Annotated in this window: 13 protein-coding genes and 1 tRNA gene; 3 read left to right on the plus strand and 11 right to left on the minus strand. The window is 63.6% G+C overall.

Features of this window, described 5'->3' with window-relative positions; genetic code table 11:
• Nucleotides 1-137: 137 nt before the first annotated feature.
• The gene (locus IF10I1_RS09170; protein ID WP_186392608.1) at nt 138-341 is read right to left on the minus strand and encodes a hypothetical protein; all 204 of its coding nucleotides are present in this window, start codon (nt 339-341) and stop codon (nt 138-140) included.
• A gap of 238 nt (nt 342-579) precedes the next feature.
• On the opposite strand from IF10I1_RS09170, the gene IF10I1_RS09175 reads away from it, so the two are divergent.
• A tRNA-Thr gene (locus IF10I1_RS09175) sits at nt 580-654 on the plus strand.
• A 123-nt stretch (nt 655-777) separates the two neighbouring features.
• Here IF10I1_RS09175 and IF10I1_RS09180 read toward each other — a convergent pair.
• The 8 genes from IF10I1_RS09180 to IF10I1_RS09215 all read right to left on the minus strand — a co-directional run bounded on the left by IF10I1_RS09180 (nt 778) and on the right by IF10I1_RS09215 (nt 8,592).
• Nucleotides 778-1,071 (minus strand): helix-turn-helix domain-containing protein, encoded by a 294-nt coding sequence (locus IF10I1_RS09180; protein ID WP_058900474.1) that lies wholly within the window; start codon nt 1,069-1,071, stop codon nt 778-780.
• Nucleotides 1,068-1,418 (minus strand): type II toxin-antitoxin system RelE/ParE family toxin, encoded by a 351-nt coding sequence (locus IF10I1_RS09185; protein WP_122519540.1) that lies wholly within the window; start codon nt 1,416-1,418, stop codon nt 1,068-1,070. The genes IF10I1_RS09180 and IF10I1_RS09185 overlap by 4 nt, the downstream gene beginning before the upstream one ends.
• Before the next feature lie 96 nt (nt 1,419-1,514).
• Entirely contained in the window at nt 1,515-3,428 is a 1,914-nt protein-coding gene (locus IF10I1_RS09190; RefSeq protein ID WP_186392546.1) for a bifunctional sugar phosphate isomerase/epimerase/4-hydroxyphenylpyruvate dioxygenase family protein, read from the minus strand.
• A gap of 4 nt (nt 3,429-3,432) precedes the next feature.
• A complete protein-coding gene (locus tag IF10I1_RS09195; RefSeq protein WP_186392547.1) occupies nt 3,433-4,299 on the minus strand; it encodes a shikimate dehydrogenase in 867 nt (288 codons plus the stop codon).
• Between the two features lie 6 nt (nt 4,300-4,305).
• Entirely contained in the window at nt 4,306-5,799 is a 1,494-nt protein-coding gene (locus IF10I1_RS09200) for a tripartite tricarboxylate transporter permease (RefSeq protein ID WP_186392548.1), read from the minus strand.
• Between the two features lie 13 nt (nt 5,800-5,812).
• Entirely contained in the window at nt 5,813-6,316 is a 504-nt protein-coding gene (locus IF10I1_RS09205; RefSeq protein ID WP_019962927.1) for a tripartite tricarboxylate transporter TctB family protein, read from the minus strand.
• Between the two features lie 210 nt (nt 6,317-6,526).
• Complete coding sequence (locus tag IF10I1_RS09210; RefSeq protein ID WP_019962928.1) at nt 6,527-7,519, minus strand: tripartite tricarboxylate transporter substrate binding protein; 993 nt, start codon at nt 7,517-7,519, stop codon at nt 6,527-6,529.
• A 131-nt stretch (nt 7,520-7,650) separates the two neighbouring features.
• Nucleotides 7,651-8,592: a LysR family transcriptional regulator gene (locus tag IF10I1_RS09215; protein ID WP_019962929.1), complete on the minus strand. Its 942-nt coding sequence runs from the start codon at nt 8,590-8,592 to the stop codon at nt 7,651-7,653.
• A 170-nt stretch (nt 8,593-8,762) separates the two neighbouring features.
• Here IF10I1_RS09215 and IF10I1_RS09220 point away from each other — a divergent pair, with 170 nt between their 5' ends.
• A complete protein-coding gene (locus tag IF10I1_RS09220; RefSeq protein ID WP_186392550.1) occupies nt 8,763-9,521 on the plus strand; it encodes a hypothetical protein in 759 nt (252 codons plus the stop codon).
• Between the two features lie 17 nt (nt 9,522-9,538).
• Here the strand turns inward: IF10I1_RS09220 and IF10I1_RS09225 are convergent, their stop codons facing one another.
• The gene (locus tag IF10I1_RS09225) at nt 9,539-10,396 is read right to left on the minus strand and encodes a ChbG/HpnK family deacetylase (RefSeq protein WP_208977215.1); all 858 of its coding nucleotides are present in this window, start codon (nt 10,394-10,396) and stop codon (nt 9,539-9,541) included.
• 139 nt (nt 10,397-10,535) lie between these two features.
• Here IF10I1_RS09225 and IF10I1_RS09230 point away from each other — a divergent pair, with 139 nt between their 5' ends.
• Nucleotides 10,536-11,549: a glycosyltransferase family 2 protein gene (locus IF10I1_RS09230; protein ID WP_186392552.1), complete on the plus strand. Its 1,014-nt coding sequence runs from the start codon at nt 10,536-10,538 to the stop codon at nt 11,547-11,549.
• Here the strand turns inward: IF10I1_RS09230 and IF10I1_RS09235 are convergent.
• On the minus strand, nt 11,510-11,947 hold the full coding sequence (locus IF10I1_RS09235) for a YqaA family protein (RefSeq protein ID WP_019962933.1): 438 nt from the start codon (nt 11,945-11,947) through the stop codon (nt 11,510-11,512). The two genes, IF10I1_RS09230 and IF10I1_RS09235, sit on opposite strands and share 40 nt — an antisense overlap.
• Nucleotides 11,948-11,992: the final 45 nt, after the last annotated feature.

The raw sequence follows: 11,992 nt of genomic DNA on the forward strand, positions 1-11,992 counted from the left end.
CTGGCCCGGCTCTACACCGGGATAAAGGCTGAGGCAAGGCAGCGTGCTACGCCGCACTGCCTGCATTGCTTCCGCCTTGCGGCAGCATGCGGGGCCCGCAGCTTCCCGCCACTCCCGCATGCCCTCATCTGACGCCATCACGCCTGCGGCACCGCGTCCGCATCCCCACCCTGCCCGGCGGGCGCGCCGGCAGCATCGTCTGCCTCAAGCGGTCCTGCCGCCGTCTCGCGGCGCTGACGGTCTGCCGCCTTGCGCCGCTTCAGATTCTGCCGTAGCGCCTCGGCAAGGCGCGCCTCGCGGGAGCCGGGCTTAGGCCCGTCCGGCTTGTTCTGCCTGGTCATCGCCATCCCTGCTGTTTCGAATTTTCCAAGGAATAGCTTATGCTTTCCGCCACCGGAAGGCATCCCCCTTCCCTTCCCGGCAAACTGTCCACAGGCATGCGGAAAAATCAGCACGATAAGCGCTTGCCATGTCCAGCCTTCTATGGCACAAGCCGACCCGTTCGCGGCGCCACAGCGCGCCGGTCACGAACGGCCTGCCGGATCACCGGATAAAAGGCCATCGGGTCCGCCCGGAGATGCTGCAGTAGCTCAGTGGTAGAGCACTCCCTTGGTAAGGGAGAGGTCGAGAGTTCAATCCTCTCTTGCAGCACCATCTTCCTTCCTTACGTCTTTAAATTACTTGCACATTGATCATCGCTGATATCTTGCGGCTTTCAATTGCCAAACGGATTTCGAGATGAAATCCGTTTGGCGTGCAGCGCCAAAGCCCAAAACCTCAAGCCAGTTCCAGTCTGATTTCCCGCCCGACGATGCGTGCTGCACGGGAAAGAACGGCGAGTGTGACACTGTCGTTATCCGGGTCCAACAGGCGGTCCAGCTGCGAGCGGCTTGTCTGCAACCGCCTTGCCATTTCCACCTTGCTGATCTTCTGCGCCTTCATCGCCTCGGCAAGCTGAAAGGCCAGAACCCGCTTCACTGCCTGCTCTGTCGCCTCCTCATGAATGCCCTCCTCCTTGAGAAAGTCCTCAAACAGGGTGCCTGCCTTGCCTTGCTCCACATCAGCCGTCATGTCAGACCTCTCATTCTCCTTGCCGCCAGATCCAGATCGGCCTTGGGTGTCTTCTGCGTCTTCTTGATGAAGCCGTGCAGCAGCACCATTGATCCGCCGTGAATGCAAAACAGCACGCGCGCGATTTTGCCATCGGTCAGATTTGATCTGATCTCCCAAAGCCCCTTGTGGGAGCTCATCGCCCGGCAGAGCGGCATACCGACAGGCCATCCGAATTCCGCCGTGCGAATGTCAAACCCGACGATCTTGCGATCCTCGGGCTTCAGCTCAAGAAGCCATTCCCGAACCGGCACCCGCCCGCTGCTGTTCTCAAAGAACCGCGCTGCCAGCCGCTTCTGATCGACCATGCTGCAATGTACCTTATATGGTGCAAAATACGCAATACGACTGTTAAGCATCCTATCGCGTGCAGCCTGTAATAACCACCATCTTTCCGCGTAGATTCACTCCGCCTGCGGCATTCCTGCGGGCCTCAAGGCCCGTTTCTGGGCGGAGATGCGGAAGGGGGCGTTGGGGGCGCCGTAGCCGGCGTAGTTGCCGCCGCGCTGGACGAATTCGAAGAACAGCCCTTCCGGACGGGTCTGGGAATAGAGCTGGAAGAAGCTGCCGCCTGCATCCTCGTCATAGAGCACGTTAGCCGCCTTCATGCGGGCCACCAGTGCCGGATCGAGGCCGAAGCGGGCTTCGACGTCGGCGTAATAGTTGGCGCCGATCTGCAGGATGGGGAAACCACGGGCGCTGAGCGCGGCGGCGGTTGCGAAGATGTCATCCGTGGCAAAGGCGATATGCTGGACGGAGGAGCCGAAGCTTTCCTTCACAAAGCGTCCGGCCAGCGTGTGGCGGGCTTCCGCACCGTTGAGCGTGACGCGCAGCGCGCCGGTTTCCACCGCCTGCGACTTCACCAGCCCGTCCGGATCGGCCACATCCACCATGGGCGCGCGGCGGGCATCGAACAGGGCGTGGTAGAACAGCGACCAGCTGAGCATTTCGTCATGCGCCATCGTCTGGGCGATGTGGTCGATGCGCGTCAGCCCCGCGCCTGTGGCGGCATCTGCCTTGCCGGCACCAGCCTTGCCGGAATCGGGCAGCGGGCGGAAGTCCACATCCCACAGGCGGCCCAGCATCTCCCCGCCATCGACAAAGCGCAGCAGGCTGCCGCCATGGCCGCGCACGGCGGGAATGGCCAGTTCGCCTTCGGAAATATGGCTCTGATGGGCCGGGATCAGCAGCGCCTGCGCCCGCTCTGCGGCAGCGGCGGCATCGGACACCTTCAGCGCGATTTCGGACACGGTGGTGCCGTGGGTGACATAGGCGGTGTGGGCAAAGCCGGTGACGGCCGTGTTGACGAGAATGTTCACCGCGCCCTGACTCCAGCGCGTCACCGGCTTGGAGACGTGCCGCGCCACGGGCGCAAAGCCTGCCGCCGTCAGGAAGGCGGCGATGGCCGGTTCTTCCACTTCCGAGGTGGCGATTTCGAGGAACTCGACCCCTTCCACGGGGGCAGGCGCGGGGAAATGCGGCAGGTCGACGGTCAGCGCCGGTTCGGCACGGCGCACCCGGTCCTGCAGGTCGATGAGGCTGCGGTGGCCATCCAGCGCCACAAGGCGCGGCAGGCCGGCGCGGAACTGATCGTTGAAGATCTCCAGCGACAGCGGCCCGGAATAGCCGGTGGAGAGCACCGCCCGCATGAAGCCGGTCACATCCAGATCGCCCTCGCCCGGCATGTTGCGGAAGTGGCGCGACCAGTAGAGCAGGTCCATGGGAATGGCCGGGGCATCGGCCAGCTGCACGAAGAAGATGCGGTCGCCGGGAATGGCGCGGATCGAATCCGGCGGAATGCCGCGCCCGAGCGTGTGGAAACTGTCGAGGATCAGGCCGATGCGCGGATGGTCCGCACGGCGCACCACTTCCCAGGCGTCGCGGTGGTCGTTGATGTGACGCCCCCAGGCCAGTGCCTCGAATCCGGCGCGCACGCCGAAACGGGCGGCAAGCTCGCCGAGGTCATGGAAATCCTGCGCCATGCGGTCAATACCGCCCATGGCTGCCGGATGCACGGAGGAGCAGACCAGCATCAGGTCGGTGCCCAGTTGGTTCATCAGATCGAACTTGCGCGCCGCACGGGCAAAGGCGCGGGCGCGGTAGGGTTCCGGCAGGCCCTCGAAGTCGCGGAAAGGCTGGAACAGGGTGATGGTCAGCCCGTGATCGCGCACCATGCGGCCCACATCGGCCGGGCTCAGGTCCGAGGCGATGAAATCCTGCTCGAAGATCTCGATCCCCTGGAAGCCCGCCTTGGCGATGGCCTCCAGCTTGACCGGCAGATTGCCCGAGATGGAAACGGTGGCGATCGAATTCAGCATCGGTTCACTCCGGCTTGAGGAGATCCTGGCGCAGGCGGCCATGATCGAGCGGCAGTCCTGTGAAGATGGCCCAAGCATCGACGCCCTGCCCGAAGAATAGCTCATAGCCCGAGATGATGGTCAGGCCTTCGGCTTCCGCATCCTTGAGGAAAGGCGTGTCGACGGGCGTGTAGACCGCATCGAACACCCAGGCAGCGCCTGTCATGCGCGCCCGCTCCAGCGGCGTGCCGCCGTAGCCGACCATGCCGACGGGCGTGCAGTTGATGAGGCCGCTGGCGCCGGTGGATAGATCTGCTGCCTCCGGTCCGGTGCGGGTGACGAGTTCCGGCCGCACCACCTTCAGCGCTTCGGCCAGCGCATCGGCCTTGGCCACATCCCGGTCGGCAATGCGGATTTCGGCAAGGCCCAGGGCGATGAGGCCGAAGGCCACCGCCTTGCCGACACCCCCTGCCCCGATCATCAGAACGGGACCGGGCGCTTCATCGCCGCGCACTGCGCGATAGGCGGCGATGAAACCGGAATAGTCGGTGTTGAAGCCGCGTGCCTTGCCGTCCTCGAAGATCACCGCGTTGACCGCGCCGATGGCCCGCACCAGCGGATCATCGACCTGAACCTTGGCCGCCGCCCGTTCCTTGTAGGGATAGGTGACGTTGACGCCCCGGTAGCCATCTGCCGCCACATGGGCAAACAGAGGGTCGAACTCCATGCCCATCTCCCGGGGCACCAGCCGGTCGTAGGTCACCGTGCGCCCGTTCTGCAGCCCCGCCAGCACATGCAGGCGGGGAGAGGATGAGGCGGCGATGTTGTCGCCGATGAGGCCGAGGCGGATGGTGCCGGTTTGCGGCACGGCAGCGGGAGAGGATGCGGACATGGCGTGTCAGGCTCGCTTGCGGAAAATGCGGCGCCAGAGCGGCGTCTTGGACAGAAGGATCAGCACCACACCGGCCATCAGCGTGGCCGAAAGCGGACTGGTGAGAATGCCCTTGAACAGCATGGGCAGGCTTTCCTGCTCCGAGATGATGGCCCGGCGCCAGTTGTCATCCAGGAGGCGCGACAGGATCACGCCGAGAATGACGGGGCCCAGGGAATAGCCGTAAAGGCGCATGAAATAGCCCAGCACGCCGAAGCCCAGCATCCAGTAGACATCCCCCAGCCGGTTGTTGACCGCATAGGCGCCGACGATGGACAGGAGCAGGATCAGCGGGATCAGCAGCCCGCGCGGCAGTTCCACCACCTTGACGAAGAGGCGGATGCCGGTGAGGCCGAAGAGCAGCATGAAGCAGTTGGCGATCATCAGCGCGCTGACGATGAACCAGAACATATGCGGCTGCTGCACCATCAGCAGCGGCCCCGGGTTGAGGCCGTGGATGAACAGCGCGCCGATCATGATCGCCGTCACCGCATCCCCGGGGATGCCGAGCGTCATCATCGGGATGAAGGCCCCGCCGACAGCGGCGTTGTTCGCCGTCTCGGGGGCGACAAGCCCCTCGATGGCGCCCTTGCCGAAGGGTACTTCCGGATCCTTCGTCACGCGCTTGGCATGGTCATAGGCCATCAGCGCAGCAATATCCCCGCCCGTGCCGGGCAGCGCACCGACAACGACACCGATGGCCGAGGTCTGCAGCGACAGCGGCAGATGCTTGCGGATGGTGCTGAAGCGCGGAACGATGCGGCTGATCTTCTGCTTCACCGCTTCGGACTTGATCGTGTGCAATTGCATCAGGGCTTCGGACACGCCGAACATGCCGATCATCACGGCAATGAAGGAGATGCCCCCCATCAGCGACGGGGAGCCAAACGTGAAGCGCTGGTCCATGGTCAGCGGGTCGAGGCCGACGGAGCCGATCATCAGGCCCAGAGAGCCTGCGAAGACGCCCTTCACCAGGCTTTCCCCCGACAAGGAGCCAACCAGCAGCAGGCCGAGAATGGCCAGCAGCATGAAGTCGCGCGGCTGAAAGCGGATGGCGAAATCGGATACGGCAGGCGCTGCCAGGGCGAGCACCAGAATGCCGGTCAGGCCGCCGAAGAAGGACATGACGGTGGTGACGCCAATGGCCTCACCCGCTTCGCCCCGCTGGGCCATGGGATAGCCGTCCAGCGCCGTGGCGATGGCCGAAGGCGCGCCGGGAATGTTCAGGAGGATCGCCGTGCGCGAGCCGCCATACACCCCGCCCATGAAGATGCCGATCATCAGCGACAGGGCGGGCAGCACATCCCAGGAGAAGGTGAAAGAGATGAGAATGGAGACGGCCATCGTCACCGACAGGCCGGGAATGGCGCCGATATAGATGCCGGCCATGGTACCTGCCGCGATGAGGGCGAGCAGCTTGATGTCCAGCAGCGGCACGAGAAGAGCGTTGAGAATATCCATCAGGGTCTCTGCCTTACGCCATGAGCTTGCGGAAGAAGGCGAGGATTTCCGCCTCCGGCACGATGCCGGCGGGCATCAGCACCGAGAAGATCAGCCGGAAGATCACCCAGATCAGAAGAATGCTGAAGGCCGAGACCATCACCGTCCAGCCCCAGTTGCGGCGGGTCAGGATGCGGATGCCGATGACCAGAAACAGGAAGGACGTGGGGATGAAGCCAAGCGGCTTCAGCAGGAAGGCATAGGCCGTGATCAGCACGGTCATCAGCACCACCGGCAGCGGCAGGATCTCCCGCAGGGCCCACTGGTTGCCTTCCGCGGGCTTGCGCAGGGTCTGGATCAGCACCATGCCGGAGGTCACGGTCATCAGACCGGTCGTCATCATCGGCACGCCGCCCGGTGCGGACAAAGCCTCAAAGCCGGAAATCCCGTAAGCGGTGTAGAACAGGAACAGACTGGCGCCGAACATGAAGAAGCTGAAAACCAGTTCAAAGGAGCGGCGGGGTTGCGGGTTTTCCATGTGACCTCCAGCAGCCGGATCAGGCAGGCAGGGTTTTACCACCTGCCCATGCAAAACGCCGCCCCTCTTCGGCAGCCTGCGTCACATGAAATCATGCATGATGCAGGCTGCTTCAGAAGCGTTTCCCGAGGCCCGGCAGGGTGCTTTCCCTTTGCCGTCGGCGGCCAGGCCCCGGAAGATCAGGCGGCGTTTTCTGGTTTATGGCGAGGATCAGGGCTTGGGAATGCCGAATTCCTCAGGCGAGGCCTTGGCAAGGCCCGCTTCCCAGACAAGCCAGCTGGTGGTGGACTGCCACTTCGACAGGAAGTCTTCCGCCTCGGCGCCGGAATAGGACATCATCTTGAAGCCGCGGCTGTCCATCAACTTGAGGAAGTCCTCGTTCTTTGCGCCTTCCTGATAAGCGGCCACCAGCTTGGCAACCACGTCATCCGGGGTGCCCTTCTTCACGAAAATGCCGAAGAACGGGCCCCAGGGCAGCAGTTCGGCAAATTCCGGGTTGGTGGACACGATGGTCGGCACGTCCGGCAGGGCCGGGGTGGGCTCGACGTCGAACAGGGCAATCGGCTTCATCGTGCCGGCCTTGATGTTCTCGACCGCAGCGCCCAGCACCGCCGGCATCACGTCGATGGCGCCGCCCTGCAGGGCGGTCAGGGCCGGGCCGTCACCGTCGTAGGGAACGAAGGTCACGTCGATTGGCGTCTTCTGGTTGATCATCGCGGTCACGACAGACGGCAGGCCGCCCGGACCGGTGGAGCCAAATTTCACCGCCTTCGGATTGGCGTTGATATAGGCGATCATCTCCTGAAAGGTGTTGAACGGAGCATCCGGACGGGCCACCAGGATCGGGATACCGCGCGCCAGAACATTGATCGGGGTGAAGTCGGAATAGTCCTTCTCACCCAGCTTCATCACTTTGTATAGCAGCGGGTTTTCCGCGCCGAACAGGATGGTGTAGCCATCGGCATCACCGGCCTCGACCATGTTGAGCGCCAGGGCGCCAACGCCGCCGGTGACGTTCTGCATGATGATCTTGCCGCCCAGCGCCTGTTCGGCATGCGGGGTGACGGCGCGCATCACCGTGTCGGTGGAGCCGCCTGCGCCCCACTGGATGATGCCCTGAATTTCCTTGTCCGGATATTCGGCAAGAGCCGGAACAACAGCAAGCCCAAGCGCAAGAGCTGCGCCGATAAGCGTCTTCTTCATGAAGATCCTCCCATTTGAACGGTCCCGGCCCATTCTCCTTTTGAGCCGCCCGAACCCTTGATTGCCAGAAGTCAGAGATAACAGCAAATACCGATTTTGCCGTCATAGTAACATGATGTTAATCCAGCATCTCAGCCCGTCCCCGTTGCTGAAGGTGCGGGGTCCCAGGCCTCGCGGGCACGGGCGCGCTGGAGTTCGTGGCGGAAACGCTCGACGGTGAATTCGGCGAAGCTGGAGAGCTGCCGTCCATGTTTGGTCAGCACCCAGGCGTTGATTGACGCGGGCTCCTTCAGCGGGCGCCGCACGAGGCCCGGCATGTAGACCTCCGCCACCGAGAATTCGTCGATCACCGAAACACCCAGGCCATGCCGGACGAGGCTGACAATCGTCTGGGCAAAACGCCCGCGCATGGAAAAGCGCGGCTCCAGCCCGGCGTCCCGGTAAGGGTGGGACAGGATGCGCCCGTATGGATCACTCTCATCGATGCCGATGATCGGCTCTTCCATGAGATCATGCACGGAAATGACCGGCTTTTCCGCCAGCCGGTGCCCCTCCGGCACCACGGCGACAAGCCGCCCCTCCACCAGCTTCTGGCAATCCACCGCCGGATTGTCCATGGCCGAGCTCATGATCACGAACTCTCCGCGCTCCAGCAGCAGGTAATCGAGGGTCTCCTCGATCTTGAGGATGTTGAGGTCGATGAAGAGATCGGGAAAGCGCTGGCGCACATTGCGGATGGCGCGTGCCGCGATGAACTGGGCAATCGAGGGGGCGCAGGCAATCGACAGGGTGAATTCCTCACCCTTGTGCAGGGAGGACACCGCCTGGTTCAGGTTCTCCATCTGCCGGTAGACCTGATGCACCATGTCGAAGACCTTCTGCGCCTCGGGCACCGGCACGAACAGCCCCGCCTTGCGCTCGAACAGGCGCACGCCGAGCGAATCCTCTGTGTATTTGATGAGGCGGCTGACGCCGGGCGCAGACACGTTCAACAGCTTGGCGGCGCCCGCAATCGTCCCGGCCATCATCACGGCGCGGATGACCTCAACCTGCCGGAGTGTCAGTTCTTTCATCTTGAAGAATCTCCCGGGCGCGATGCTGTCACAGCTTCGGAGGACGCGAAAGGTCTCCTTTCAGGAACAGCTGCCAAGGTATCGGGCGATGACCCTTGGCAGAATTGACCTTCTCAAGTCCGCATGAACCTGATTAACCTCACGGCCCCGAACCGGAGATTCCTCAGAAAATGAAGCTTGATGCCGCCCTTGAAGCCCGCCTCACGCAGGCCAGTGCCATGCTCGCCGAATGCCGCCGTCAGGGCGGCGCGCTGGAGCGCCTGCCGGAAGCAGCCCGCCCGCAGTCCATGCTGGAGGGCTACGAGATCCAGCGCCGCGTCCATGCGCTGCTGGGCGATGCTCCGGTCCGGCACTGGAAAACCTCCGAAACCGGTCCGAAGGGCGCGATGACCGCCCCGATCCACGGCAGCCGCATCTTCACAAGCCCCGCCAGCGTTGCTCGTGTCAACGCTCTGGAGACGGAGATCGCCCTGCAGCTTGGCCAGGATCTGCCCTTCCGCGACGGCGAGCCCTACACCCGTGAGGACGTCCTTGCCGCTGTCTCTCACTACGCTCTGGCCTTTGAGCTGTGCGCCTCGCGGTGGCTGGTGAAGGATGTGGAAGTGGAAGAGAAGATCGCCGACTGCCTGTCCAATGACGGCCTTGTCCTCGGCACACCGGTGCCCTTCACCGGCGATATCCTCTCCCCGGTAAAGCGCCTCGTGCTGATGCGGGATGGCACGCCGGAGCCCTTCACGCCCAATGACATCGATCCGGCAGGCTCGCTGACGGCTTATGTCAATGCAGGCGGTGACCGGTTCGGCGGCTTCAAGGCCGGAGACTGGATCATCACCGGTTCCATGAGCGGCGTGCAGAACGCCCCTGCTCCCGGTCTTTGGACAGCCCGCTGGGATGACCGGCTGGAGATCAGCCTGACCATCACCGGCTGACCCTGATGCTCTCCGGTTCAGCGGACGGAAAAGCCGCTGAACCGGACGAGCTGGACGTTCTTTTCTTCCAGAAGCGCGGCGAAGGCATCGCTGGCGAGATACTCCAGCTCCACCTCGCGCAGATCCGTCAGCGGATCGAGCCCGATGAGATGCCCGTCGACGAGGCCGGGATGGCACATGATCAGCGGCCGCTCCCCCTCGCCGCTCAGGAACCGGGCAAACAGATCGCCGGTCTTCTCCCGCGCCGTGAAGTCCCGCACGCCGCGGAAACTGTCATTGGCCTTGAACCCCGCCGCCGTCACCTTGCGGGCAAAGCCCTGGCCCAGCGCGCTGATGACAGCCGCCCGCAACACCGCCCTGCCCCGCTTCAGGATCGCCGCCAGCGGCTCCTGGCACAGGCGCAGATAGCCGCCCTGGGGGGCGATGCGGGCTGCGAAGGCCTCCAGCACAAGATCGCGGATCACCGGCAGCTGGTGGCAATGATGATGGCCATCGATGAAATCCGGCACCCGGCCCATGACAGCCCCGAAGGCATCGATCTGGGCGGCGATCTCCCCGGCCAGTTCCTGCCGGATGGTCTCATCCTCAAGCTGGCCGCGCAGGGCCATGATGATCAGCCGCCCGTTCGACGGCAGATGCCCGCTTTCCGCCAGCCTCGGCATCTGGGTCAGGGGAATGTGATCGGTGAGCGTCAGATGCAGCCCGGTATCCGCATCGATCTGCTCCGCCCCGGCCAGAAGGTGACGTCCCTCTTCTGCCCAGAAAGGGCTCACCGTCATGGCTGCCGTGGCCGTCAGGCGCTGCTGGCGCAGCAGCTGGCGGATGCCCTCGCTGATGCCCGGCGTCAGCCCATAGTCATCCGCGCTCAGAATCACCTGTTTTTTATCAGACGCCACCCTTTGAAAAACCTTTCCTCTTGCTTTAGGTAAACAGCCAACAGAAACACTGTGAAAAGAATACGGCGCTATTCAGCTGCTGCGGGGGCTGCCGTCCCTGGACCGGGATGCGAGAGAGATGAACGGCGAGGCTCCAGAACTTTCGGTCGTGATACCATGCTTCAATGAAGCTGCAAATCTGACGCCCTTGATGACCCGGCTTGTTCCGGTGCTGGAAGGGCTTGGCCGCAGCTTTGAGATCCTGCTGGTGGATGACGGCAGCCGCGACCGCACGCTGGAGGTGGCTGCAGGCCTTGCCGCTGCCGACCCGCGCATCGGCATCCTCGCCCTGTCGCGCAATTTCGGCAAGGAAATCGCCATCACCGCCGGCATCGACCATGCGCGCGGAAATGCGGCCATCCTGATGGATGCCGATCTGCAGCATCCGCCCGAAAAGATCATCGAGCTTGCCGCGGCCTGGGACGAGGGCTTCCAGATCATCCACGCCACCCAGGCCGTCCGCCCGTCCGAAGGCATGGTCAAGCGCCTTTGCGTGAAATCCTTCTACAAGCTGCTGGCACAGCTTTCCGACATCAAGCTGCCGCGCGGCGCGGGCGATTTCTGCCTGCTGGACCGGGCGGCGCTGGATGCGCTGAAATCCATGCCCGAGCGGGCGCGCTTCATGAAGGGCCTGTATTTCTGGGTCGGTTTCCGGCAGAAGCAGATCCCCTACGAGCCGGCCGAGCGCACGGCCGGGGCAAGCGCCTGGAACATGCGGCGTCTGTTTGGGCTTGCGCTGAACGGGCTGACAGCCTTCAGCACCGTCCCGCTGCGGCTCGCCTCCATCGCCGGAATTCTGGTCTCCTTCATCGCCATCATTTATGCGCTCATTCTGGTGACCGATGTGCTGCTTCATGGCATCGACGTACCGGGCTATGCCTCGCTCATGGTCGGCCTCTTGTTCCTCAGCGGCGTGCAGCTGATCTCGCTCGGCATTCTGGGTGAATATGTGGGCCGCATCTTCAACGAAACGAAGCAGCGTCCGCTTTATTTTGTCGGCAACTACCGGCCGGCGGAAGGCCATGCGGATGCAGGTTCCCTGTCCTGCGCATCTCAGGCCAGCCCGGAAGCTGCCAGCGCCACGAGGACATAACGCCCGGCCTTGCCGATGGTGACCAGCAGCAGGAAGATGCCCAGCGGCTCGCGCAATGTGCCTGCGATCACGGTCAGCGGATCACCGATGACGGGCAGCCAGGCGAACAGCAGGCTCCAGCGGCCATAGCGGTGATACCAGCCCTCAGCTCGCGCCAGCGCCTTGTCTGAAACCGGAAACCAGCGCTTGTGCCGGAAACTGGCAATCCCGCGCCCCAGCAGCCAGTTGACCACCGAACCCAGCACATTGCCCGCCGTGGCAACGCCCACCAGCAGCCACAGGGGCCAGCCACCGGCAATCACCAGCGCCGCCAGCACCCCTTCGGACTGGGCCGGCAGCAGCGTCGCCGCCAGAAAGGCAGCCAGAAACAATCCGGCCAGACTGCCAAGCCCATTCATCCGCTGATGTTCCTCCCTCAGACACAAATGCGCTGCCGCAGGTAG

Source organism: Pannonibacter sp. I15F10I1, assembly GCF_900185665.1.
GTDB classification, from domain to species: Bacteria; Pseudomonadota; Alphaproteobacteria; order Rhizobiales; family Stappiaceae; genus Pannonibacter; species Pannonibacter indicus.

Bases quoted from the DNA above. Each gene is read 5' to 3' on its own strand.
- IF10I1_RS09170 (WP_186392608.1), bottom strand. From the start codon at position 341: ATGACCAGGCAGAACAAGCCGGACGGGCCTAAGCCCGGCTCCCGCGAG.
- IF10I1_RS09180 (WP_058900474.1), bottom strand. From the start codon at position 1,071: ATGACGGCTGATGTGGAGCAAGGCAAGGCAGGCACCCTGTTTGAGGAC.
- IF10I1_RS09185 (WP_122519540.1), bottom strand. From the start codon at position 1,418: ATGGTCGATCAGAAGCGGCTGGCAGCGCGGTTCTTTGAGAACAGCAGC.
- IF10I1_RS09190 (WP_186392546.1), bottom strand. From the start codon at position 3,428: ATGCTGAATTCGATCGCCACCGTTTCCATCTCGGGCAATCTGCCGGTC.
- IF10I1_RS09195 (WP_186392547.1), bottom strand. From the start codon at position 4,299: ATGTCCGCATCCTCTCCCGCTGCCGTGCCGCAAACCGGCACCATCCGC.
- IF10I1_RS09200 (WP_186392548.1), bottom strand. From the start codon at position 5,799: ATGGATATTCTCAACGCTCTTCTCGTGCCGCTGCTGGACATCAAGCTG.
- IF10I1_RS09205 (WP_019962927.1), bottom strand. From the start codon at position 6,316: ATGGAAAACCCGCAACCCCGCCGCTCCTTTGAACTGGTTTTCAGCTTC.
- IF10I1_RS09210 (WP_019962928.1), bottom strand. From the start codon at position 7,519: ATGAAGAAGACGCTTATCGGCGCAGCTCTTGCGCTTGGGCTTGCTGTT.
- IF10I1_RS09215 (WP_019962929.1), bottom strand. From the start codon at position 8,592: ATGAAAGAACTGACACTCCGGCAGGTTGAGGTCATCCGCGCCGTGATG.
- IF10I1_RS09220 (WP_186392550.1), top strand. From the start codon at position 8,763: ATGAAGCTTGATGCCGCCCTTGAAGCCCGCCTCACGCAGGCCAGTGCC.
- IF10I1_RS09230 (WP_186392552.1), top strand. From the start codon at position 10,536: ATGAACGGCGAGGCTCCAGAACTTTCGGTCGTGATACCATGCTTCAAT.
- IF10I1_RS09235 (WP_019962933.1), bottom strand. From the start codon at position 11,947: ATGAATGGGCTTGGCAGTCTGGCCGGATTGTTTCTGGCTGCCTTTCTG.